At 68.7% G+C, this 21844-nt stretch carries 20 protein-coding genes; 11 read left to right on the forward strand and 9 right to left on the reverse strand.

Annotated elements, in window-relative coordinates:
- Window positions 1-9 precede the first annotated feature (9 nt).
- From manD to CFN17_RS09050, 3 genes are all read left to right on the forward strand, one after another.
- Window positions 10-1239, forward strand: coding sequence for a D-mannonate dehydratase ManD (manD, locus tag CFN17_RS09040; protein ID WP_208751067.1), 1230 nt, complete (start codon window positions 10-12; stop codon window positions 1237-1239).
- Between the two features lie 7 nt (window positions 1240-1246).
- On the forward strand, window positions 1247-3520 hold the full coding sequence (locus tag CFN17_RS09045; protein WP_208751068.1) for a gluconokinase, GntK/IdnK-type: 2274 nt from the start codon (window positions 1247-1249) through the stop codon (window positions 3518-3520).
- Window positions 3521-3670: 150 nt separating this feature from the next.
- Window positions 3671-4930, forward strand: coding sequence for an FAD-dependent oxidoreductase (locus tag CFN17_RS09050; protein ID WP_208751069.1), 1260 nt, complete (start codon window positions 3671-3673; stop codon window positions 4928-4930).
- A gap of 49 nt (window positions 4931-4979) precedes the next feature.
- Here CFN17_RS09050 and CFN17_RS09055 read toward each other — a convergent pair whose 3' ends face one another.
- Genes CFN17_RS09055 through acsA form a run of 5 tightly spaced genes read right to left on the reverse strand, consistent with a single transcriptional unit; the run spans window position 4980 to window position 10520 of the window.
- Window positions 4980-5222 carry an acyl carrier protein gene (locus CFN17_RS09055; RefSeq protein ID WP_208751070.1) on the reverse strand — a complete coding sequence of 81 codons (243 nt, stop codon included), beginning with the start codon at window positions 5220-5222 and terminating at the stop codon, window positions 4980-4982.
- 28 nt (window positions 5223-5250) lie between these two features.
- Window positions 5251-6696 carry a 2-oxo acid dehydrogenase subunit E2 gene (locus CFN17_RS09060; protein ID WP_208751071.1) on the reverse strand — a complete coding sequence of 482 codons (1446 nt, stop codon included), beginning with the start codon at window positions 6694-6696 and terminating at the stop codon, window positions 5251-5253.
- Window positions 6689-7669: an alpha-ketoacid dehydrogenase subunit beta gene (locus CFN17_RS09065; RefSeq protein ID WP_208751072.1), complete on the reverse strand. Its 981-nt coding sequence runs from the start codon at window positions 7667-7669 to the stop codon at window positions 6689-6691. Before CFN17_RS09065 ends, CFN17_RS09060 begins: the two co-directional genes overlap by 8 nt.
- Complete coding sequence (pdhA, locus tag CFN17_RS09070; protein WP_208751073.1) at window positions 7666-8685, reverse strand: pyruvate dehydrogenase (acetyl-transferring) E1 component subunit alpha; 1020 nt, start codon at window positions 8683-8685, stop codon at window positions 7666-7668. The genes CFN17_RS09065 and pdhA overlap by 4 nt, the downstream gene beginning before the upstream one ends.
- Window positions 8682-10520: an acetate--CoA ligase gene (gene acsA / locus CFN17_RS09075; RefSeq protein ID WP_208751074.1), complete on the reverse strand. Its 1839-nt coding sequence runs from the start codon at window positions 10518-10520 to the stop codon at window positions 8682-8684. The genes pdhA and acsA overlap by 4 nt, the downstream gene beginning before the upstream one ends.
- 88 nt (window positions 10521-10608) lie before the next feature.
- On the opposite strand from acsA, the gene pyrE reads away from it, so the two are divergent.
- The 4 genes from pyrE to CFN17_RS09095 all read left to right on the forward strand — a co-directional run bounded on the left by pyrE (window position 10609) and on the right by CFN17_RS09095 (window position 13819).
- Complete coding sequence (pyrE, locus tag CFN17_RS09080) at window positions 10609-11193, forward strand: orotate phosphoribosyltransferase (RefSeq protein ID WP_208751075.1); 585 nt, start codon at window positions 10609-10611, stop codon at window positions 11191-11193.
- Window positions 11194-11287: 94 nt separating this feature from the next.
- Entirely contained in the window at window positions 11288-12061 is a 774-nt protein-coding gene (locus CFN17_RS09085) for a GAF and ANTAR domain-containing protein (RefSeq protein WP_208751076.1), read from the forward strand.
- A gap of 95 nt (window positions 12062-12156) precedes the next feature.
- The gene (locus tag CFN17_RS09090; RefSeq protein WP_208751077.1) at window positions 12157-12696 is read left to right on the forward strand and encodes a hypothetical protein; all 540 of its coding nucleotides are present in this window, start codon (window positions 12157-12159) and stop codon (window positions 12694-12696) included.
- A 94-nt stretch (window positions 12697-12790) separates the two neighbouring features.
- Window positions 12791-13819 (forward strand): thioesterase domain-containing protein, encoded by a 1029-nt coding sequence (locus tag CFN17_RS09095; RefSeq protein WP_208751409.1) that lies wholly within the window; start codon window positions 12791-12793, stop codon window positions 13817-13819.
- A gap of 50 nt (window positions 13820-13869) precedes the next feature.
- On the opposite strand, the gene CFN17_RS09100 is transcribed toward CFN17_RS09095, so the two are convergent.
- Entirely contained in the window at window positions 13870-14724 is an 855-nt protein-coding gene (locus tag CFN17_RS09100; RefSeq protein WP_208751078.1) for an HAD-IIA family hydrolase, read from the reverse strand.
- Between the two features lie 54 nt (window positions 14725-14778).
- Here CFN17_RS09100 and CFN17_RS09105 point away from each other — a divergent pair, with 54 nt between their 5' ends.
- The 3 genes from CFN17_RS09105 (at window position 14779) to CFN17_RS09115 (ending at window position 17259) form a co-directional block, all read left to right on the forward strand.
- Window positions 14779-15483, forward strand: coding sequence for a TrmH family RNA methyltransferase (locus tag CFN17_RS09105; protein WP_395926717.1), 705 nt, complete (start codon window positions 14779-14781; stop codon window positions 15481-15483).
- 328 nt (window positions 15484-15811) lie between these two features.
- Complete coding sequence (gene fbaA, locus CFN17_RS09110; RefSeq protein WP_208751079.1) at window positions 15812-16831, forward strand: class II fructose-bisphosphate aldolase; 1020 nt, start codon at window positions 15812-15814, stop codon at window positions 16829-16831.
- Window positions 16832-16833: 2 nt separating this feature from the next.
- On the forward strand, window positions 16834-17259 hold the full coding sequence (locus CFN17_RS09115) for a DUF3151 domain-containing protein (RefSeq protein ID WP_208751080.1): 426 nt from the start codon (window positions 16834-16836) through the stop codon (window positions 17257-17259).
- Window positions 17260-17363: 104 nt separating this feature from the next.
- Here the strand turns inward: CFN17_RS09115 and CFN17_RS09120 are convergent, their stop codons facing one another.
- The gene (locus CFN17_RS09120) at window positions 17364-17996 is read right to left on the reverse strand and encodes a uracil-DNA glycosylase (protein WP_208751081.1); all 633 of its coding nucleotides are present in this window, start codon (window positions 17994-17996) and stop codon (window positions 17364-17366) included.
- Between the two features lie 210 nt (window positions 17997-18206).
- Complete coding sequence (locus CFN17_RS09125) at window positions 18207-19430, reverse strand: cobalamin-independent methionine synthase II family protein (protein ID WP_395926722.1); 1224 nt, start codon at window positions 19428-19430, stop codon at window positions 18207-18209.
- A gap of 277 nt (window positions 19431-19707) precedes the next feature.
- Between CFN17_RS09125 and CFN17_RS09130 the strand changes: the two genes are divergently transcribed.
- The gene (locus tag CFN17_RS09130; RefSeq protein WP_208751082.1) at window positions 19708-20997 is read left to right on the forward strand and encodes an adenylosuccinate synthase; all 1290 of its coding nucleotides are present in this window, start codon (window positions 19708-19710) and stop codon (window positions 20995-20997) included.
- Between the two features lie 83 nt (window positions 20998-21080).
- On the opposite strand, the gene CFN17_RS09135 is transcribed toward CFN17_RS09130, so the two are convergent.
- Window positions 21081-21734, reverse strand: coding sequence for a GntR family transcriptional regulator (locus tag CFN17_RS09135; RefSeq protein ID WP_208751083.1), 654 nt, complete (start codon window positions 21732-21734; stop codon window positions 21081-21083).
- Window positions 21735-21844: the final 110 nt, after the last annotated feature.

Below are 21844 nucleotides of genomic sequence, written 5' to 3' on the forward strand. Positions count from 1 at the left end.
GGACCTGTTGTGAAAATCATTGCCGCTGACGTCTTCGTGACCAGCCCTTCCCGGAACTTCGTGACCTTGCGGATCACCACCGAGGACGGCGTGACCGGGATCGGTGACGCGACCCTGAACGGCCGTGAGCTTGCCGTGGCCGCGTACCTGAAGGAGCACGTCGCGCAGCTGCTGATCGGCAAGGACCCGCACCGGATCGAGGACACCTGGCAGTTCCTGTACCGGTCCTCGTACTGGCGCCGCGGGCCGGTCACGATGGCCGCGATCGCCGCCGTCGACATGGCCCTGTGGGACATCAAGGGCAAGCTGGCCGGCATGCCGGTCTACCAGTTGCTGGGCGGGGCTTCCCGGAACGGGCTGCGCGCCTACGGCCACGCCTCCGGCGCGGACATCCCGTCCCTGTTCGACTCGGTCCGCGAGCACCTGGAACTCGGGTACAAGTCGATCCGGATTCAGACCGCCATCCCGGGCATCAAGGCCGTGTACGGCGTCGCCGCCCAGGCCCAGGCCTCGGGCGAGCGGTACGACTACGAGCCCGCCGGGCGCGGGGCGTTCCCGCAGGAAGAGGACTGGGACACCCGGGCCTACCTGCGCCACCTGCCCACAGTGTTCGAGGCCGTGCGCAACGAGTTCGGCCCGGAACTGCCGCTGCTGCACGACGGGCACCACCGGATGACCCCGATCCAGGCCGCGAAGCTGGGCAAGGCGCTGGAACCGTACGACCTCTTCTGGCTCGAGGACTGCACCCCGGCCGAAAACCAGGAGGCCCTGCGCCTGGTCCGCCAGCACACCACCACCCCGCTGGCCATCGGCGAAATCTTCAATACGGTCTACGACTACCAGACCATCATCAAGGAACAGCTGATCGACTACGTCCGGGCCGCCTCCACCCACTTCGGCGGCATCTCGCCGCTGAAGAAGGTCATGGACTTTGCCGCGCAGTACCAGATCAAGTCCGGCTTCCACGGCCCCACCGACATCTCGCCGGTCGGGTTCGCCGCGCAGCTGCACGTGGGCCTGGCAATCCACAACTACGGCATCCAGGAATACATGCAGCACTCGGACAAGACCAACGAGGTCTTTGAACAGTCCATGACCTTCGTGGACGGCTACCTGCACCCCGGCGACAAGCCCGGCATCGGCGTCGAATTCAACGAGGAAGCCGCCGCGGCCTACCCCTACCAGCAGGCCTACCTGCCGTACAACCGCCTCGTCGACGGCACCGTCCATGACTGGTGAGCCGGCCATGACTGATGACCTGCAGGCCGCCGGTCCCGCCCACGTGGTGGTGATGGGCGTGACCAGCTGCGGCAAGAGCACCGTGGGCGCGGCCATTGCCGAACGCCTCGGCGCGGATTTCCTCGACGGCGATTCGCTGCACCCGCAGTCGAACATCGACAAGATGTCCTCCGGCACTCCGCTGGACGACGACGACCGGGCACCGTGGCTGGCCGAAATCGGCAGGCGCTTCGCGGCGTCGGACGCCGGCCTGGTTATCGCGTGCAGCGCGCTCAAACGCGCCTACCGTGACATCATCCGCAGCGGTGACCCGTCCGTGGTGTTCGTGCACCTGCACGGGACCCGGGAACTGCTCAGCAGCCGCATGGCCGCCCGCCCCGGGCACTTCATGCCGCTCTCGCTGCTGGACTCGCAGCTGGGCACCCTCGAAGAACTCGAAGCCGACGAAAAGAGTGTTGTCGTGGACATCGCCCTGCCTGTGGAGCAGATCGCTGATGAAGCGGTGGCTGCCCTGCCCGCGCTGCACGGCGATGCCGCCCGGTTCGCCGTGGACCTCCAGGCCGCGCCGTTCAACCTCGACGACGACGCCATCGCCTGGGTGGAGTCCACCATCGGCGCGATGTCGCTCGAGGAGAAAATCGGCCAGCTGTTCATCAACCACAACAACGACTACTCCCCGGAGTACCTCGACGGCGTGCTGGAGAACTACCACGTGGGCGGCATGCGCTACCGGCCCGGACCGTCGGCCGAGGTGCAGGCGCACATCCGCTATGCCCAGTCCAAGACCTGGGTGCCGCTGCTGATCGCCTCGAATCCCGAAATGGGCGGCGCCGGGAGCTGCGACGACGGGACGTTCGTCTCCACCCACCTGCAGGCAGGCTCGCATCCGGACAAGGGCATCGCCCGCCGGATGGGGCAAGTGGCCGGGGTGGAGACCGCGGCGCTGGGCTGCAACTGGGCGTTCGCGCCGATCGTGGACATCCACTACAACTGGCGCAACACCGTCATCTCCACCCGGTCGTTCGGGAACACCCCGGAGATCGTCGTGGAACGGGCCAAGGAGTACTTCGACGGCATCAGCGAGTCGCCCACGGTGTGCGCCATGAAGCACTTCCCGGGCGACGGCGTGGACGAACGCGACCAGCACGTGGTCACGTCCTACAACACGTTCGGCTACGGGCAGTGGAACGAAACCTACGGGCACGTGTACCGGGAAATGATCGGCCACGGCGTGCAGTCCATCATGGCCGGCCACATCGGCGCGCCGGACCTTTCACGGCATTTCCGTCCCGGACTGGCGGATCAGGACATCCTGCCCGCCACCCTGGCGCCGGAACTCCTGCAGGACCTGCTCCGCGGCGAGCTCGGCTTCAACGGCCTGGTCCTGACCGATGCGTCCCAGATGATCGGACTGACCCAGGCCATGAAGCGCAGCGACCTGGTCCCGGCCACCATCGCGGCCGGGTGCGACATGTTCCTGTTCTTCCGGAACCCGGCCGAGGACTTCGGCTACATGCTGGAAGGCTACAAGTCCGGTGTCATCACCGAGGAACGGCTGCAGGACGCCCTGCGCCGGATCCTGGGCCTGAAGGCCTCGCTCGGGCTGCACCGGACGCCGCGGGAATCCCTCGTCCCGCCGGTCGAGGCCCTGGAACTGATCGGCAGCGAGGCCCACCGTGCCGTGGCGGCGGAGATTGCGGACAAGACCGTCACCCTGGTCAAGGACACCGCCGGGAACCTGCCCGTCACGCCGGAAACGCACAAACGGATCCGCCTCTACGGCATTTCCGGCGGCGCGGACTTCACCCGGGCGGACCCGCTGGCCTACCTGGATGTTGTCCGGGACGAGCTCGAAAAGGCCGGGTTCGAAGTCCACGTCTTCAGGACGGCCGATCAGCGCCAGGCCGCCGGCGAGGACGGGGTGAACTTCATGTCCGTCATCGCCGAGGAAGCCACGGCGGACTACGCGCAGAAGTACGACGCCGCGTTTGTGTTCGCCAATGTGAAGGGCTTCGCCCAGGAAGCGGCGATCCGGATCAAGTGGTCCACCCCGATGGCGGCGGAGATCCCCTGGTACGCCACCGAGGTCCCCACGGTCTTCGTCTCGCTCAACCAGCCCAACCACCTTATCGACGTGCCCGTGGTGAAAACCGCCATCCACGCCCACGCGGGGTCGCGCGAGGCCATCCGGGCCACCATCGACAAGATCCAGGGCAAGTCGGAGTTCCAGGGCACGTTCAACGAGAACGTCTTCTGCGACTCCTTCGACACCCGGCTCTGAGCCGGGCGGCGCTGCGGTTCCGGCCGGGCGCTGCGCAAAATACCCTGCGCTACGCGGATTTCGCTGCGCAGGGTATTTTGCGCAGCGCCGTTGAGGAACCGCCGCGAATACCCCTCCCGCGGCATCCCGCACAGGCGTACCGTGGGGGCCATGGAGAAGACGGGATGCGCGGTGGTGGGCGGGGGTCCTGCCGGGATGATGCTGGGACTGCTCCTGGCCCGGGCCGGGGTGCGGGTCACGGTGCTGGAGAAACACGCGGACTTCCTGCGCGACTTTCGCGGCGACACAGTGCACCCTTCCACGATCCGGCTGATTGACGAACTCGGCCTCGGCCAGGAATTCCGCCGGCTGCCGCAGAGCCGCCTGAAAAACGTGGTCTTCCCGGTCCCCGGCGGACCGCCCGTGACCATGGGCGACTTCGACGCCCTGCCACCGCCCTACAACTACGTCGCCATGATGCCGCAGTGGGATTTCCTGAACTTCCTCGCCGCCGCCGCGGCCGAGGAACCGAGCTTCACCCTGCTTATGAGCCACACCGCCACCGGGCTGGTCCGCAACGGAGGCCGTGTCCGGGGAGTCCGCTTCCGGGCCCCCGACGGCACGCAGGACGAGCTCCTCGCCGACCTGGTCGTGGCCACCGACGGCCGGCATTCCGTGCTGCGCACCGCGGCCGCGCTGGCGCCGAAGGAGTTCCCGGTCCCGTTCGATACCTGGTGGTTCCGGCTGCCCAGGCACCCCTCCGAATCCGGCGAGGTCGCCGGGCTGGTGCCGGCGTTCGGGCCCGGGGAGGCCCTGATTGCCCTGTTCCGCACCGACTACTACCAGATGGGCTACCTCGCGCCGAAAGGTACCGATGCCCGGATCCGTGCGGAAGGCGTTGAAGGATTCCGACGGCGGATCGCAGCGCTCCGCCCGGACCTTGCCGACCGCGTGGACGCCATCGGCTCACTCGAGGACCTGCACTGGCTGGATGTGCGGCTGGACCGGCTGCACCCGTGGCACATCAACGGGCTGCTGTGCATCGGGGACGCCGCGCATGCCATGTCCCCGGCCGGCGGCGTGGGCATCAACCTGGCCATCCAGGACGCGGCGGCCACGGCGGCACTCCTCGCCCCCGCACTGCTCCGCGGCCGGGTGACCACGGCAGATCTGAAGAAGGTGGAACGCCGACGGCGGCTGCCCACCGTGATCGTGCAGAGCGTCCAGCGGATCATGCAGCGCGCCGTCTTCGGCCCGATCATGGCGGGCAGGCGGACCAAGGTTCCGGCCGCGGTCCTCTTCGTGGCCCGGCGCGTCCCGGCGGTCCGCACCATCATTCCGCGCTTCATCGCCTTTGGACCCCGCCCGGAGCACGCCCCGGACTTCGCCCGGCGCGCCGAACCGCGGACCTTCCCATCCGCTGCTCCGTAGCCGCCCTTTTGAGGCCCCAAAAGGGCGGCTACGGAGCAATCGACGGGGGTTAGCCGTGGGCCGTGAGGTAGCCGATCAGTCCTTTGACGGTCGCGACCGCAGGGTAATCGCGTTCGGGGATGTCCACGCCGGTGGCTTTGTCGATGGTTTCCACGAGCCGCAGGAAATCCAGCGAATCCAGTTCCAGGTCCTGGCGCAGCCTGGCGGCCTCGTCGACGTCGTCGAGGTCGACGTCGGGGGCCACCGCGCCGATCGCGGCGTGCACCGCCGCCCGGGCGTCCTGTTCGTTCATGGTTCCTCCGGTTTCCTGGCGTCGGGTGTCACAGCTGTTCCGGTTCCTGCAGCAGTTCGTTGATCCGGGCGAGGTAGCGGGCGCCGCGGAGCCCGTCGCTGACCCGGTGGTCCGCCGAGAGGGTGGCTACGGCGGCGTGCCGGACGCCGAGGAGGCCGTCCCGCGCCCAGGGCTGTTCCGTCACCCGGCCGAAACCGACCATGGCGACCTGCGGCGGGTAGATCACGCCGTAGACGCTGTCCACGCCGAGGTCGCCGAGGTTGGTCACCGTGAGGGTCGGATCCGCCATTTCCGCGCGCTGCAGGCGTCCGGCACGGGCCCGGCTGACAAGATCGCGCAATTGCTCCATCAGCTCATCCAGCGGCAGGGTGTCGGCGTCGTGGATGGCGGGGGCCACCAGGCCGCCCTGGCGCAGGGCCACCGCGACGCCCAGGTGCACCGCCGGGCTGGGCCGGAACCCGCCGTCCCCATAGAAGCCGTTGACCTCGGGGACGTCCCTGGCCGCGAGCGCCGCGGCCTTGAGCAGGAGTGCCGAGGGGACCAACCGGCCGGCGACCGGGCGGTGAGCGTTGACGGACTGCATCCAGGCGACGGCGGCGGCCAGATCCAGGGTGGTGCTCAGATAATAGTGCGGGATGGTCTGCTTCGAGCGCGCCATCAGGGCACCGATGGCGCGGCGCAGGCTGGCCACGCGCTCGCGGACCTCCGACGGCGGCCTGCCCTGGGCCCGCGCTTCCGCCACCGCGGGCGGCTTCGCTTCCGGCACCGCCGCTCCTGTCACCGCGGGCGGCTCCCCTTCCGCCGCTTCAGGGCCGGCTTCGGGGAGGCCGGCTTCGGGCGGGCCCGGGGCGGCGGCCGCAGCGTCCTGCACGTCGGCCACCGTCACGGCCCCGTCCGGTCCCGTGCCGGTCACGGCGGAAAGCTCCACCCCGAGCTCGGCCGCGAGGCGCCGGGCCCGCGGGGCGGACCGCACCCTGCCCGCACTGCCGGGGCGGGCGGCGACCGCGTGCTCCACGTCCGCCCGGGTGACGGCACCGCCCTTGCCCGTGCCGTGGATCCGGCCGGGGTCCACGCCCAGCCGGTGCGCCAGATGCCGGACCGGCGGCGCGATCGGAGGACCCGGCGTCGCCCCTGGCACTTCCGGGACCCGCGGCGGGACCGCACGGGCTTTCGACGGGACCCGCGGCGGGGGCTTTACGCGGGGCGGCGGTCCCGGTTCCGGTGCCCCCAGGTCCGCAGGGGTCTGAGTGATCCTGGCCAGCGGCGTTCCCACGGGAACGGTTTCGCCGATGCCGACCAGCAGGTCCGCCACGACGCCTTCCTGGAAGGACTCCACGTCCATGACCGTCTTGTCCGTGTCCACGACCGCCACGAGGTCGCCGCGGCGGACGTAGTCGCCGGGCTTGACGAGCCACTCGACGAGCTTGCCGTGCTCCATGTCGGCCCCCAGCGAGGGCATCAGGAAGTCACCCACCGGCGGCCGCCGTCGCCTTGGCCGCGGCCACGATCCGCGCCGCGGACGGCAGGGCGGCCAGCTCGAGGTGCTTGGCATAGGGGATGGGCACCTCCGCGCTGCAGACCCGGGCCACCGGCGCGTCGAGGTCGAAGAACGCCTGTTCGGTGATCCGCGCGCTCACCTCGGCAGACAGGCTGCCGCTGCGCCAGCCCTCGTCAACCACCACCGCGCGGTGCGTCCGGGTCACGGAGGCGATGATGGCGGCGTCGTCAAGCGGCCGGAGCGTGCGCAGGTCCAGCACTTCGGCGTCGATCCCCTCCGACGCGAGCTGCTCCGCGGCGTCGAACACGGCGGGGAGCGTCCCGCCGTAAGTGATGAGTGAAATGTCCGTACCCGGGCGCCGGATGGCGGCGCTGCCGATGTCCACTGGCCCGGCGTCGTCGGCGAGTTCCCCGGGGACGTTGTACAGCGAGCCGTGCTCGAAAATCAGCACCGGATCCGGGTCTTCCAGCGCCGTCCACAGCATGCCGCGGGCGTCTTCGAGGGTGGCCGGGGCGAGGATCCGCAGGCCCGGGATGTGCGCGTACCAGCCTTCGAGGCTGTGCGAGTGCTGGGCGCCGAGCTGGCGGCCGGCGCCGGTGGTCATCCGGATCACGAGCGGGACGTGGAGCTGCCCGCCGGACATGTGCAGCAGCGTGGCGGCGTTGTTCACGATCTGGTCGAGGGCCAGGAGGCTGAAGTTGACGGTCATGATTTCCACGATCGGGCGCATGCCGCCCAGTGCCGCCCCGATCCCGGCGCCGACAAATCCGGACTCCGACAGCGGGGTGTCACGGATCCGTTCCGGCCCGAATTCCTCCAGCAGGCCCAGGCTGACCGCGAATGATCCGCCGTAGGCGCCTACATCCTCGCCCATCAGGAACACGCGGTCGTCGCGGATCAGGGCGTCGCGGATGCCCGCCCGGAGCGCTTCACGGTAGCTGGATTTCATGGCGCGCCGGTGCCCTTCCCGGCGCCGGGCTCGCTGTAGACGAAACGGGTCAGTTCCTCCACCGGCTCCAGGGTCCCGGCCTCGGCGAAGTCGACGGCGGCCGCGATCTCCGCCTGCGCGTCCGCCTGCAGCTGCTCCCACTCCGCGGCGGAAAGCCGGCCCGCAGTCTCCAGGGCGGTCCGCAGCAGCGTGATCGGGTCCCGCTCCATCCACCGGGCCACCTCGTCCTTGCTCCGGTAGCGTTCGGGGTCGAACATGGAGTGCGCCCGGAAACGGTAGGTCCGCAGCTCCAGGAAATGCGGGCCGCCGCCGGCGCGCACGGCATCCACGGCGCGGCGTGCGCCCTCCTCGACGGCCAGGACGTCCATGCCGTCCACCGCCCAGGCGGGGATCTCGTAGGCGGCGGCCTTCAGGGCGATGTCCGTCTGCGATTCGGAACGGGCCAGCGCGGTTCCCATGGCGTAGAGGTTGTTCTCGCAGCAGAACAGCACGGGCAGCTGCCAGAGCGCCGCGAGGTTCAGGCTCTCGTGGAATTCGCCTTCGGCCACCGCACCTTCGCCGAAGAAGCACGCCGTGACGTTTGCCCGTCCCGCCATCTTGTCGGCGAGCGCCAGTCCGACGGCGAGTGGCAGGCCCCCGGCGACGATCGCGTTGCCGCCGAAGAAGCGGGTGGCGGCGTCGAAGAGGTGCATCGACCCGCCGCGACCCCGGCAGCACCCTTCCACGTTGCCGTACATCTCGGCCAGAATCGCCCCGGCCGGGACGCCCCGCAGCAGCGCGTGGCCGTGCTCCCGGTAGGTTGCGACGACGGCGTCCTCCGGTCCCAGGGCGGACAGGACGCCGGCGGCCACGGCTTCCTCCCCGATGTAGACGTGCAGGAAGCCCCGGATTTTGGCGGCGCTGTAGAGCTCGACGCATTTCTCCTCCAGCTGGCGGATGCGCAGCATCTGCAGCAGCAAGTCCCGGCCGTGGGCCGCGTCCACCGGGCCTCCCCGCGGGCCGGCGGTGCCGGTCATGCCGGCGCTCCGGAGGCCGGGGGAGCGGGCGGCGGGGGCGTCTCGATCGTGGAGGTGTCGCCCTCGGGCAGGCCGAGCTCGCGGGCCTTGAGCAGGCGCCGGAGGATCTTCCCGCTTCGGGTCTTGGGCAGTGCGGCCGTGAAGTCGAGCAGCCGCGGCGCGACGGCCGGACCCAGGCGCTTGCGGGCGAAACCGATGATGTCCAGCGCCAGCTCGCCGGACGGTTCCCAACCGGTCCGAAGCTCCACGAAGGCCTTGACCACCTCGCCGGCCACCGGGTCCGGGACGCCGATCACGCCGGCCTCGGCCACGGCCGGGTGCTCCATGAGGGAACTCTCCACCTCGAACGGCCCGATCAGGTGTCCCGAGGACTTGATGACGTCGTCGCCCCGGCCGACAAACCAGTAGTAGCCGTCGGCGTCGCGTTTAGCGAGGTCTCCGGTGAGGTACCAGCCGCCGGCGAAGCAGCGGCGGTAGCGCTCCTCCTCGTGCAGGTAGCCGCGGAACATGGACGGCCAGCCGGGGCGGAGGGCCAGTTCCCCCATGGTGTCCGGCTCGGTGACCAGTTCCGCTTCGCCGTCGCGGATCACGGGCCTGCCGTCCTGGTCCCGTAGCACCAGGGCCGCCTCGACGCCGGGGAGCGGCCGGCCCATGGACCCGGGCCGGATCTCGGTGGCGGCGTAGTTGGAGATCATGATGCCGCCCGTCTCGGTCTGCCACCAGTTGTCATGCACCGGCTGGCCGAAGGCCTCCTGCCCCCACACCACCACCTCCGGGTTCAGCGGCTCGCCCACGCTGGCCACGAAGCGCAGGGCGGAGAGATCGTGTCCGGCGGCCCGCCCGGCCCCGGCCTTCATGAGCATGCGCAACGCCGTCGGGGCGGTGTACCAGACTGTGACCCCCTGCTCGGCGAGGATCCGGTACCACCGGTCCGCGTCCATTTCCTCCTCGTCGACGACGGCCGTGACTCCGTGACTCAGTGGCGCGATCACCCCGTACGAGGTGCCGGTGACCCAGCCGGGGTCCGCCGTGCACCAGTAGACGTCGCCGGGGTGCAGGTCCAGGGCGAAGGTGCCGGTCGCATGGTGGGCGGTCACGGCGTCGTGCACGTGAATGGCGCCCTTCGGGGTGCCGGTGGTGCCGGATGTGAAGTGCAGCAGGGCCATGTCCTCGGGGCCGGTGGCCGCGATCTCCGCCTCCGGCGGCGCTTCCCGCATCAGGGCGGCCAGGTCCAGGGTGCCGGGCTCGGGCTCGCCATCGGCGTCGATCAGCAGGACGTGGCGCAGCTCCGGGAGCTCCCCGCGGAGCCGGGCGATCTTCCGGCGGTACAGCATCCGTGTGGTGACGAGCACACGGCCCGAGCCCAGAGCGAGGCGCTGCCGCACGGGTTCCGGGCCGAACGCGGAAAACAGGGGACAGAACACGCTCGCGTTCTTGAAGGTGCCGAGCACCGCGGTGTACAGGGCGGGGCCGCGGCCGGCGAGGGAGAACACCCGCTCCCCGCGGCCGACGCCGAGGCTGCGCAGGACCCCGGCGAACCGGTTGGTCTGTTCGGCCAGGTCGGCGTAAGTCAGCGACCGGGTGCTGCCGTCGGCCCGCACGAACCGCAGCGCCTCGCGGCTCCCGCCGTCGCCGGCCGCATGCCGGTCCACCGCCTCGTACGCAATGTTCAGGCCACGCCCGCCGGGGAGCCCGGACAAGGCCCGCCGGGCCTCATCCCAGGTGAAGGCCGCGCACGCCGCGTCATAATCCACCAGGTTGGGCCGGACCCGGAAACTGCCGGCGTCTTTGGTAATCGCAGGCCAGCGCAGGGATGGTTCGATTCCTGCCGTCATGGTTCCATCGGACTCCCGTGCGCGGGTGCCGCCAAGAGTAAAAGGTCCCGGGACGGTCCGCGGCGGACCAGACACTAAACTGGGACCCATGACTGCCACCCGTGACTTCGCCGCCGACGCTGCCGCTGCCCGTGCCCGCCTCCTGGAACTAATCAAGGAACTGGCCGTCGTCCGCGGCAAGGTCATCCTCTCGTCCGGCGCCGAGGCCGACTACTACATCGACCTGCGCCGCATCACCCTGCACCACGAGGCATCCAAACTGGTGGGCCAGGTCATGCTCTCCCTGATGGACGACGCCGGGATCGACTTCGAGTGCGCCGGCGGCCTCACCATGGGGGCGGACCCCGTGGGCACCGCCGTCATGCACGCCGCGGTCGACGCCGGCCGGCCGGTGGACGCGTTCGTGGTCCGCAAGGCGCAGAAGTCCTACGGCATGGGCCGGCAGGTCGAAGGCCCCTCCGTGGAAGGCCGCAAAGTCCTGGTCCTGGAAGACACCTCCACCACCGGCGGCTCCGCGCTGACCGCCGTCGAAGGCATCCGCAAGGCCGGCGGCAACGTGGTGGCCGTCGCCGTGATCGTGGACCGCGACACCGGAGCCAAGGAAAAGATCGAGGCCGAAGCCGGGGTGCCCTACCTCTTCGCGTTCGGCAAGGACGAGCTCGGCCTGGCCTAGTTTCTCCCTCGGCTGACGCGGTGGACGGCGCATAGGGGGTGACTTATCATCGACTTGAATACCCCCGTCCGTACCCGCTCCTGGAGAACGCGCCATGCTCCCGATCCCTGAAAGCCAGAGCGCTGACCCGCTCAGCAGTGTCGACCAGATCCAAAACCTGATCCTCGACAGCGCGGACTTCGAAGAATTCCTCAACGAACTCGCACGGTTTTCCGCACACCAGGTGGCGGGCTCCGGTGACGATGCCCTGTGCGGCATCACGCTGCTCCGGGACCGCAAGGCCGCCACGATCGGGTGGAGCAGCGACTCCGCACGGCAGGTCGACGAGATCCAGTACAAGCTGTCCCAAGGGCCGTGCCTGACGGCGGCCAAGGAGGAACGGGAAGTCTACGTCCCAGATCTCTTCGACGAGGACCGCTGGGGTCCGGACTACGCGGCCGCCGTCGCCTCGCACGGGCTCCGCTCGGTGTTGTCCGTGCCGTTCCACCTCCAGGGCGAGGCGCAGGCAGCCCTGAACCTCTACTCTGATGTCCCGCACAAGTTCGACGGCGACGTCGCGGACCGGGCCCGCGGATACACCCGCGAAATCTCCCAGGCGCTGCGCCTGGCCGTCCGGTTCTCCCTGCACACGGACAGCGCCGCCAACCTGCGGGCCACACTCGAGTCCCGGACCGTCATCGACATGGCGATCGGCATTGTCATGGCGCAGAACCGCTGCGACCAGGAGACCGCGGTCCGGATCCTCACCGACGCCTCCAGCCACGGCAACATGAAACTCCGCGATATCGCCACCTCGCTGGTGAAATCGGTGGGCGGAACCGGCACCAAGACCCACTACGAGGAGCCGGACCGGCGCCAGACGGGCTGAACCGGCAGCGGCCGATGACTTGTGCGCAGTCACCGCGGCGGATACGCTGGGGGCGGTTGAGCCGTCGGCCATAGACATCCTTCTTTGGAGTACCTATGGACCAGTCTCTGCACGCCCTTGTAAAGATCGATGTCATTTCAGACGTCGTCCGGATTGATATCCGGGGCAGCCTCACCCAAGCCTCCCGCTCCGCCCTGATGCAGATTATCCAGCGTGTCCGGCGCATGGGCATCACCGCGCACATCAGCGTGGATCTCGGCCGGGCCACCTTCATCGAGTCGTCGGCGCTGGCCGGCCTGCGCAATGACCTCAACGCAATCGACCGCGGAGCCGCCGGACAAGAGTTCGGCCGCCCGTCCGCTCCCGGCGGCGTTTCACTGGAACTGTCCCCGCGCGCCGACGATTCCGCGACCTTGCAGACCCTGGACATGTCCGGGAATGCGACGGCTTCGGCGGCCCCGGCCGGGACGCGGCGGCTGACCCGGTTCTCCGACGACGAACTCCTCGCCGCGAGCGACTCCGTTTTCGGGCTGCTCGACGACCCGGCCGGCATGGCCCGCTCGGAACTGCTGGCGACCTACGACGAAATCGGCCTGGAGATCAGCCGCCGCGAAGCCGAACCCGAACCCGTGTAGCCCGCGCAGCGGTCCGGGCGCCGCCCGGGCCGCGCGCCGTCCCGGTTTCTCGTCGCCGCCGGAGCGTGGATACGGTAGTCATGTGCCGGCCGAGATGGAACCGAACCATCCGCGAGGCCCCGGTCCTGCCGAGGCCCGCCTGCTCCGCCACGCCGTCGAACTCAAGCGCTTTTCGCGACGCACGTTCCTGGTCGGCGCGGGATCGGCGTCCCTGCTGGCGGCGGACATGCTGTTCACCCGCCGCGTCCAGGCCGAGCGGCGCGTCAACCGGATCCTCGAAGTCAGGGACGACGTCGCCGAGCGGTATTTTCCCCGCGCCAGCTGGATCCTATTTCCCGGCTACAAGACCAGTTGGGAAGAAGCCATATGGATCCTCAACGCCCTGCGCGGCTCGCTGAACAAGCGGGGCCAGCTCGCCGCCGTCGGCTATTCCAACGACGGCCTCGACATCGACGAGGTGGTGATCGCGGTGATCGAGCACGTCCGCGCCCATCAGCTCACCACCCTCTATTTCTACGGCCACAGCTTCGGCGGCATGGTGGCCACCCAGGTGGCCGCCCGGCTGCGGGAGCTGCACGGCGTCGAGGTCGCATTCATCCTGCTCGACTCCAGCCCGGCGAGCCGGCACGACGTGCTGGACCAGAGCTGGTTCGAAGGCGTGGTGTTCCTCTACGAGAGCGGATTCCGGTTCCCCACGGTGCTGCGCGGCGGGTACGAGCTCGGTGAGAGGATGCTGCACAAGGATGAGCGCAGCTGGGGCCAGGTGATCGACCAGACGCTGGAGCAGCTCTCGCCGATCGCCCCGTCCAGCGTGCTGATCCAGTCCGAGTCGGCCTACATCTACCACTTTGACGCCAGCCGCTACGTCGGCAAGCTCGGCGGGACGAAGATGGCGTTCATCGGCAACCCCGGTGACAAAACGGTGGACTACGAGACCGCACGGGATTCGTGGTCGCTGATGTTCAAAGCCAACATGGCCTCGGCTGACCTGCGCACCGACGGAGCCCGGCCGGCGCACGCGAGCCCCGGCTGGAGCCCGTTCGTGTACCGGCCCATCATCGACAAACTCCAGGACGACCTCTTCCCGCTGCCCATCGGAGGCGGGAAGAAGACCGCCTTCTGACGCACCGCGCCGGCAGGCGGCAGCCCTGCCGGCCGGTGCAGGCTGCCGGGTCAGATCTGGTTCTTGAGGTCCGCCACGGAATTGAGGATCTGGTTGGGCCGGAACGGGTACGCGGCGATGTCGTCCCGGTGCGTGATGCCGCTGAGCACCAGCACCGTGTGCAGGCCCGCTTCCATGCCGGCAATGATGTCGGTGTCCATACGGTCCCCGATCATGGCCGTGGTTTCCGAGTGGGCGTCGATCTGGTTCATGGCCGACCGGAACATCATCGGGTTCGGCTTGCCCACAATGTAGGGCTCACGGCCGGTCGCCTTGGTGATGAGCGCGGCGATGGCGCCGGTGGCCGGCATGGGGCCGTCCTTCGACGGGCCGGTGGCATCCGGGTTCGTGGCAATGAAGCGGGCGCCGGCCAGGATCAGCCGGATCGCCATGGTGATGGCCTCGAAAGAGTAGGTGCGGGTCTCGCCGAGCACCACGAAGTCCGGGTTCTGGTCGGTGAGAATGAAGCCGGCCTCGTGGAGCGCCGTCGTGAGCCCTGCCTCGCCGATCGTGTAGGCGCGGTTCCCCGACTCGGAGCCGCGGATCTGGTCCTTGAGGAACTGGGCGGTGGCCAGGGCCGAGGTCCAGATGTTCTCCTCGGGGATTTCCAGGCCGGAGGAGCTCAGCCGGGCCGCGAGGTCCCGGGGCGTGAAGATCGAATTGTTGGTCAGCACGAGGAAGCGCTTGGAGGTGTCCACCCAGCGCTGGATCAGCTCCGCCGCGCCCGGGATCGGCTGGTTCTCGTGGACGAGCACGCCGTCCATGTCCGTCAGCCAGCATTCGATTTCCTGGCCGCTGCGGTACACGGACGCAGAGGTGCGTACCTGGTCTGCCTCTGTCCGCTGGTCTTCGCGCTCTTCTGCCATAGTGTCCTCCGCCGTAAGTGTGCCGCTTGCTCGTCCTAAGTCTAGTGTTGAGGCGTGACTGAACCCGAGATCCCCGGCACCCCCGCGCCCGCAGCAGACCCCTCAACCGGGAGTCCGGCAGACGCTGAGGCGGGGACGGAGCCCAAGGCGGAGGTCGGCGTCGGCCCCTGGGAAGGTGAACTGCCGCACGGGGACCACTGGGATCCTGACCTTCTGGCGGACGGTGACCGGCGCAACGTGGTGGACAAATACCGCTACTGGAAGCACGAGGCGATCGTCGCGGACCTGGACGCCCGGCGGCACAACTTCCACATCGCCATCGAGAACTGGCAGCACGACCTCAACATCGGCACCGTGGTCCGGACCGCCAACGCGTTCCTCGCCAAGGAAGTCCACATCATCGGACGACGCCGGTGGAACCGCCGCGGGGCCATGGTCACCGACCGCTACCAGCACGTCCGCCACCACCCCACAGTGGCCGACTTCGTCACGTGGGCGCAGGGTGAGGGGCTCGCGATCATCGGAATCGACATCTTCCCGGACTCCGTCCCGCTGGAGACGTACGAGCTGCCCAGGGACTGTGTCCTGGTGTTCGGCCAGGAAGGCCCCGGCCTGACTCCGGAAGTCCACGACGCCGCCCTCGCCACGCTGTCGATCGAGCAGTTCGGCTCCACCCGCTCCATCAACGCCGCCTCCGCCGCCGCGATCGCGATGCACGCCTGGATCCGCCGGCACGTGTTCGGCCAGCTCCCGGGGTAGCTGCGCGGCACGGTAGGGAACATGACAGGACATGAAGCCCGCCTGTCCGCTCCTTGGCCTAAAGACTGGACATGTTCCGCGCGCCCTGCGCTAACGACTGGACATGCCCCACGGTATGGAGCATCACAGGACATGAAGCCCACCTGTCCACTCATCGGCCCTAAGACTGGACATGTCCCCCCAGGGGTGCACAAGCCCGCCGGGAGTGTTACAGCGGGCGAGTGACCGGAGACACTGCCGCGGCAAGGTAATGGCTAGGATGGTTCGTAGCCGACGAGGTTCCCTCCAGGGTCACCACCCGTAGACGACATTCACTTTAGGAGTCAGCATGCCCATTGCAACCCCAGAGATCTACTCCGAGATGATCGACCGCGCAAAGTCGGGCGGCTTCGCGTTCCCGGCGGTCAACGTCACGTCCTCCCAGACCCTGAACGCAGCCCTGCGCGGCTTCGCCGAGGCCGAGTCCGACGGCATTGTCCAGGTCTCCACCGGCGGTGCGGCATACTGGTCCGGCGCCTCCACGAAGGACATGGTTGCCGGCTCCCTGGGCTTCGCGGCGTTCGCCCGCGAGGTCGCCAAGAACTACGGCGTCAACATCGCCCTGCACACGGACCACTGCCCCAAGGACAAGCTGGACGGCTTCGTGCTCCCGTTGCTGGCCGCCTCCGAGGCCGAGGTCAAGGCCGGCCGCAACCCCCTTTTCAACTCCCACATGTGGGACGGCTCCGCCGAGACCCTGCAGGAGAACCTGCGGATCGCCCGTGAACTGCTCGAGCGCACCGCGGCCGCCAAGATGATCCTCGAGGTCGAGATCGGCACGGTCGGCGGCGAGGAAGACGGCGTCGAGAACGAGATCAACGAGAAGCTCTACACCACGGTCGAGGACGCCTTGGCCACGGTCGACGCGCTCGGCTCCGGCGAGAACGGCCGCTACATCACGGCCCTGACCTTCGGCAACGTGCACGGCGTGTACAAGCCCGGCGGCGTGAAGCTGCGCCCGGAGATCCTCAAGGACATCCAGGAACAGGTCGGCGCGAAGATCGGCAAGGCCAACCCGTTCGACCTCGTCTTCCACGGCGGCTCCGGCTCCTCCGAGAAGGAAATCGCCGACGCCGTCTCCTACGGCGTCATCAAGATGAACATCGACACCGACACCCAGTACGCCTACACCCGCCCGGTCGCGGACCACATGTTCCGCAACTACGACGGTGTCCTGAAGGTCGACGGCGAGGTCGGCAACAAGAAGATGTACGATCCCCGCGTCTGGGGCGCCTCCGCCGAGGCCGGCCTGGCCGCCCGTGTTGTCGAGGCAGCCCAGCAGCTCGGCTCCGTCGGCAAGACGTTCTAGTAATGTCCGACGAGTTCCGCAAGAACCTGATGGGCCCCGAGCCCACACTCCTGCCTGCCGAGACCGAGGTGTACCAGCACCTCGCGCTCGGCCAGGAGGCCGTGGACCTCGTGGCGAAGCATCCCACGTCCTCGCTCCTGTGGGCCATCCTGGCCGAGGAAGCATGGACCGAGGGCCGGACCATCGACTCCTACGCGTATTCACGGGTCGGCTACCACCGCGGCCTGGACGCGCTGCGCCGCAATGGTTGGCGCGGCGTGGGGCCGATCCCGTGGGAGCACGAGCCCAACCGCGGCTTCCTGCGCGCCCTCTACTCGCTGGGCCGTGCGTCCGCCGCGATCGGCGAGGCCGAGGAACCGGAACGGATCGAGAAGTTCCTCAACGATTCCGATCCCGGCGCTAAGGCGGCCATTGAGGCCAAAGGCTAAAGCGCCCGCAGGCAAAGCAGCAGGACAAAGCAACGCGGGGTCACTTGCCGTCCATTCCCGGGACCGGGACGGACGGCAAGTGACCCCGCGTTGCGGTTTAAGCGTTAGTTGGCTTTGGCCAGGCCCGTGCGCGCCATGGCGTCGGCGTAGGCGGTGCGCATGTCCGTGAGGTATTCCTCCTGGCGGGCCGGGGTGCCGGCGAAGGCGCGGCCGCTGAGGGAACGTACCTTGTAGGTCTTCAGGCCCCGGCGCCAGATCATGGGAACCTCGGTCTTCAGCAGCAGGTTGGCCAGGCGGTTGGCCTCGGTGCCGTGGGCCACGATCACGGACGCGCGGGGCACGAGGGCGAGGAACTTCAGCAGCGGCTTGAGGCCGGAGGAAATCTGGTCCGGCGTGAACTTGCCGTTGGGCTCGCCGGGGACGTGCCACGGGTGGACGTTCCACGGCATGACGAATTCCGGGCGCAGGCCCAGCTTCCACTGGATGCCCAGCATGCGGGTGGCAGCCTCGTCGTCGCCGGCGGTGATGAAGCCTGATCCGTCCGCGGTGCCGATGTTGGAGTACAGGCTGACGATGCGGCACTCTTCGACGTCGTGCATGGGGTCCACGTAGGGGACAACAGTGCCCGCCCGGGTTGCCTGGAGAGCGTCACAAAGCTCATTGACGGGGGCGACGTTGGGTTCGTACCGGCGGCTCAGGAGCTCTTCGCGGAAATTTTCAGTGGCCAGGGCTGTCATATGGTGCTGGGTCTCCTGCGGGATTGGCAAAGCTGCCACACCGGATGCGGGCACGCCAAAGGCAGGGCACGCTGCGGCCGGTGTGGTGTGAAAATGTGATGTGGACCGATTCCTGATCGATCCTTACCAGTCTACCAAGCCCCGCCGCACCCGTCGCCGGTTCCGCCGTCGTCCCGGGACCCTGGCGGATCGGCCGGCACCCGAACCCTGCTACCAGAGACGGGCCGTGGCGCGGCGTGCGCCCTCGCCGAGGGCCTCGAGTTTGGCGTACGCAATCTGCGGATGCACCCGGCCGCCCAGCCCGCAGTCGGTGGACGCAACCACGTTTTCGCGGCCCACGAGCTCCGCAAAGCGCACGATCCTGTCCGCCACGAGGTCCGGATGCTCCACGACGTTGGTGGCGTGGGAGACGACGCCGGGAATAATCACCTTGCCGTCGGGCAGCGCGGTGTCCTGCCATACCCGCCACTCATGTTCGTGCCGGACGTTGGCCGCCTCGAAGGAATAGCCCCCGGCGTTGACCTGCAGCACCGCTCCGACGATGTCCGCGAACGGGATGTCCGTGGTGTGCGGGCCGTGCCAGGACCCCCAGCAGACATGCAGCCGGATCTGCTCCGGCGGGAGGCCGCGCAGCGCCCAGTTCGTGGCCTCGACCCGGAGCTGGATGAACTTCAGGTAATCCTCGAGGCTCGGCTCGGGGTTGATCTGGTCCCAGCTCTCGGCCAGCGACGGGTCATCGAGCTGGACCGTCAGGCCGGCGTCGATGATCGCCTTGTACTCCTCCCGCATGGCGTCCGCGCAGGCATAGACGAGTTCCTCGTCGCTGCGGTAGTACTCGTTGGCCACGCGGGCGCACGAGCCGGGGGAGAGGGACGCGACGAATCCCTCGCTGAGTCCGGCCGCGGCCAGGCCGGTCTTGAGGTTGGCGACGTCCGAGGCCACGAGCGCGTGGCCGGTGTACGTCAGCGGCCCGGCGATCTTGGGCTGCGTGACGGCGCGGCGGTGGGCCAGGATCCCCGAGGCGGGGTCGCTGTAGGCGTCATTGAACTTCAGCCGGTCCCGGCGGTCCGGGAAGGACGTCAAGACGATGTGGCCCGGCGAGGACCGGTGCACCTTGGCGTCGGCCCAGCGGTCGACGTCGGTCGGTTCCAGGCCGCCGAGCCGGGAAAAGGAGTAGTTCCACCAGGCGCCGTAGTCCACGGAGCTGGACATCGCGTGCCCGTACTCGCCGTCGTTGGGGATGTCGACGCCGAGGTCCTTCTGGCGCTGGACCACGTCCACCACTGAGGTTTCCAACAGGTCCAGGAATTCGGCAGTGATGCCGTCGGCTTCCTTGGCCTCGTTCGCGGCGATCAGTTCGGGCGTCCGGGGCAATGAGCCGGCATGCGTGACGCGGATGTGTTCGGTGTTCCGGGACGGCATCGTGGGGGACATGGCGCGGGGGTCCTTTCCGAGGGGCACTCTCACTTAATTCGACTCCGGACCGTCCTGCAAGTCACGCCCGGCATGTGGCGGGCTCTGCGACGGGCGGGGACCCAAAGCGATGCCGGTCACCGTTTTCGGCTAAACTTGGGTGGTAAGAGCCCCGGAACTCTGGCGTTGGGAAAGAGCACAGCGGTAGATTCGGGGCATTCTCATGAACGGCGCTGAGCTGCGGTGGCCACCTGGTCAAACACCCGCGGTGCGGCCCGAACGAATGGGGGAGGATCCCATGCCAGCAATCGTGATCGTCGGAGCCCAATGGGGCGACGAAGGCAAAGGAAAGGCCACCGACCTGCTCGGCGGCCGCGTTGACTACGTCGTCAAGCCCAACGGCGGCAACAACGCAGGGCACACCGTCGTCGTAGGCGGTGAGAAGTATGAGCTCAAGCTCCTTCCGGCCGGCATCCTGAGCCCGAACGCGATTCCGATCATCGGAAACGGCTGCGTGGTGAACTTGGAAGCACTGTTCCAGGAAATCGACGGCCTCGAAGCCCGCGGCGCGGACACGTCCAAGCTGCGCGTCTCCGCCAACGCCCACCTTGTCGCCCCGTACCACCAGGTCCTGGACAAGGTCACCGAGCGGTTCCTGGGCAGCCGCGCCATCGGCACCACCGGCCGCGGCATCGGCCCGGCCTACATGGACAAGGTGGCCCGCCTCGGCATCCGTGTCCAGGACGTCTTCGACGCCTCGATCCTTCGCCAGAAGGTCGAAGGCTCGCTGCGCCAGAAGAATGAACTCCTGGTCAAGGTCTACAACCGCCGCGACATCGAGGTGGACGAGATCGTGGAGTACTTCCTGTCCTTCGCCGAACGCCTCCGCCCCCTGGTCATCGACAGCACGTTTGTCCTGAACACGGCGCTGGACGAGGGCAAGGTGGTCCTCATGGAAGGCGGCCAGGCCACGTTCCTGGACGTGGACCACGGCACCTACCCGTTCGTCACGTCCTCGAACCCGACCGCCGGCGGCGCCTCCGTGGGCTCGGGCATCGGGCCCACCCGCATCTCGCGCTCCATTGGCATCATCAAGGCCTACACCACCCGTGTGGGTGCCGGGCCGTTCCCCACGGAACTGTTCGACGAGATGGGCATGTACCTGCAGAAGACCGGCGGCGAATTCGGTGTCAACACCGGCCGCCCCCGCCGCTGCGGCTGGTACGACGCCGTCCTGGCCCGCCACGCCTCCCGCGTCAACGGCTTCACGGACTACTTCGTCACCAAGCTGGACGTGCTGACCGGCATCGAGCAGATCCCGGTGTGCGTGGCCTACGATGTCGACGGCGTCCGGCACGACGAAATGCCCATGACCCAGACCGAGTTCCACCACGCCAAGCCGATCTTCGAGTACTTCGACGGCTGGACCGAGGACATCACCGGCGCCCGGACCCTCGAGGACCTCCCGGAGAACGCCCGGAACTATGTCCTGGCCCTGGAGAAGCTCTCCGGCACGCGGTTCTCCGCGATCGGCGTCGGCCCGGACCGCGACCAGACGATTGTGGTCAACGACCTGATCCTTGACTGATCACTGACGGGCGCAAGATGCGCACGCACGACGGCGGCGGGTCACCCGGGAGGGTGAGACCGCCGCCGTCGGCGTTAAGGCCGCTACTGGCCGGCCGCGAGGCCCAGCGAGAGCCAGTTGTCCCGGGCTGCCCTGGCCGCGGCGTCGGCATCGCCCAAGCGGGCGAGCCGGATGATTTCCGCGTGCTGGGCGGCCGATTCGCGGGCCGCGAAAGAGCCGAAGCGCATCCGCTCCACCCGGCGCAGGACGGGGGTGGTCTGTTCCAGCAGCTCCTGCAGCACGGGGTTGCCGCTTGCCGTGACAAAGACGGCGTGGAAATCGTCGTCGGCCGCCAGCGCGGACTCGACGTCCGCCGCCTGCAGGGCACGCTCAAAACGCGCGTTGGCCTCGGCCATGGCGGCGAGGTGGTCCTCGGTCAGGGCCGGGACGGCCAGCCGGGCGGCCAGCTCATGCAGGCCGGCGACCACCTGCTGGGTGCTGACCGTTGACGCCTGATCGAAGGGCGCGACGATAGTGGCTTTGCCCGGCAGCGCGATGACCAGGCCCGCGCGTTCCAGCCGCAGCAGCGCCTCCCGGATGGGGGTCCGGCTGACGCCCAGCCATGCCTCCAGTTCCGTGTCCTTGAGCCGTTCGCCGGGCTCGAATGTGCCGTCGACGATCGCATTGCGGATCGACTCGAAGACGTGGTCCCGGAGCAGCGGCCGCCGGTGGACTCCGGAAAGCGGGGGAACGGGCATGCAACATATCGTATATCGCCCTTGCCGGGAGGCGGATCCTGGCGGAAGATGGTGGTGTCAGCACCGCAATATATTGCATTTTGCGGTGCAGTCACCGGCACCAGTGACGC

It is taken from the genome of Arthrobacter sp. PM3 (assembly GCF_003352915.1).
Lineage (GTDB): Bacteria > Actinomycetota > Actinomycetes > Actinomycetales > Micrococcaceae > Arthrobacter.

Bases quoted from the DNA above. Each gene is read 5' to 3' on its own strand.
- CFN17_RS09125 (WP_395926722.1), bottom strand. From the start codon at position 19,430: ATGTCCCCCACGATGCCGTCCCGGAACACCGAACACATCCGCGTCACG.
- CFN17_RS09045 (WP_208751068.1), top strand. From the start codon at position 1,247: ATGACTGATGACCTGCAGGCCGCCGGTCCCGCCCACGTGGTGGTGATG.
- CFN17_RS09065 (WP_208751072.1), bottom strand. From the start codon at position 7,669: ATGAAATCCAGCTACCGTGAAGCGCTCCGGGCGGGCATCCGCGACGCC.
- CFN17_RS09130 (WP_208751082.1), top strand. From the start codon at position 19,708: ATGCCAGCAATCGTGATCGTCGGAGCCCAATGGGGCGACGAAGGCAAA.
- CFN17_RS09135 (WP_208751083.1), bottom strand. From the start codon at position 21,734: ATGCCCGTTCCCCCGCTTTCCGGAGTCCACCGGCGGCCGCTGCTCCGG.
- CFN17_RS09050 (WP_208751069.1), top strand. From the start codon at position 3,671: ATGGAGAAGACGGGATGCGCGGTGGTGGGCGGGGGTCCTGCCGGGATG.
- pdhA (WP_208751073.1), bottom strand. From the start codon at position 8,685: ATGACCGGCACCGCCGGCCCGCGGGGAGGCCCGGTGGACGCGGCCCAC.
- CFN17_RS09115 (WP_208751080.1), top strand. From the start codon at position 16,834: ATGTCCGACGAGTTCCGCAAGAACCTGATGGGCCCCGAGCCCACACTC.
- acsA (WP_208751074.1), bottom strand. From the start codon at position 10,520: ATGACGGCAGGAATCGAACCATCCCTGCGCTGGCCTGCGATTACCAAA.
- CFN17_RS09085 (WP_208751076.1), top strand. From the start codon at position 11,288: ATGCTCCCGATCCCTGAAAGCCAGAGCGCTGACCCGCTCAGCAGTGTC.
- CFN17_RS09120 (WP_208751081.1), bottom strand. From the start codon at position 17,996: ATGACAGCCCTGGCCACTGAAAATTTCCGCGAAGAGCTCCTGAGCCGC.
- CFN17_RS09100 (WP_208751078.1), bottom strand. From the start codon at position 14,724: ATGGCAGAAGAGCGCGAAGACCAGCGGACAGAGGCAGACCAGGTACGC.
- CFN17_RS09055 (WP_208751070.1), bottom strand. From the start codon at position 5,222: ATGAACGAACAGGACGCCCGGGCGGCGGTGCACGCCGCGATCGGCGCG.
- CFN17_RS09095 (WP_208751409.1), top strand. From the start codon at position 12,791: ATGGAACCGAACCATCCGCGAGGCCCCGGTCCTGCCGAGGCCCGCCTG.
- fbaA (WP_208751079.1), top strand. From the start codon at position 15,812: ATGCCCATTGCAACCCCAGAGATCTACTCCGAGATGATCGACCGCGCA.
- pyrE (WP_208751075.1), top strand. From the start codon at position 10,609: ATGACTGCCACCCGTGACTTCGCCGCCGACGCTGCCGCTGCCCGTGCC.
- CFN17_RS09090 (WP_208751077.1), top strand. From the start codon at position 12,157: ATGGACCAGTCTCTGCACGCCCTTGTAAAGATCGATGTCATTTCAGAC.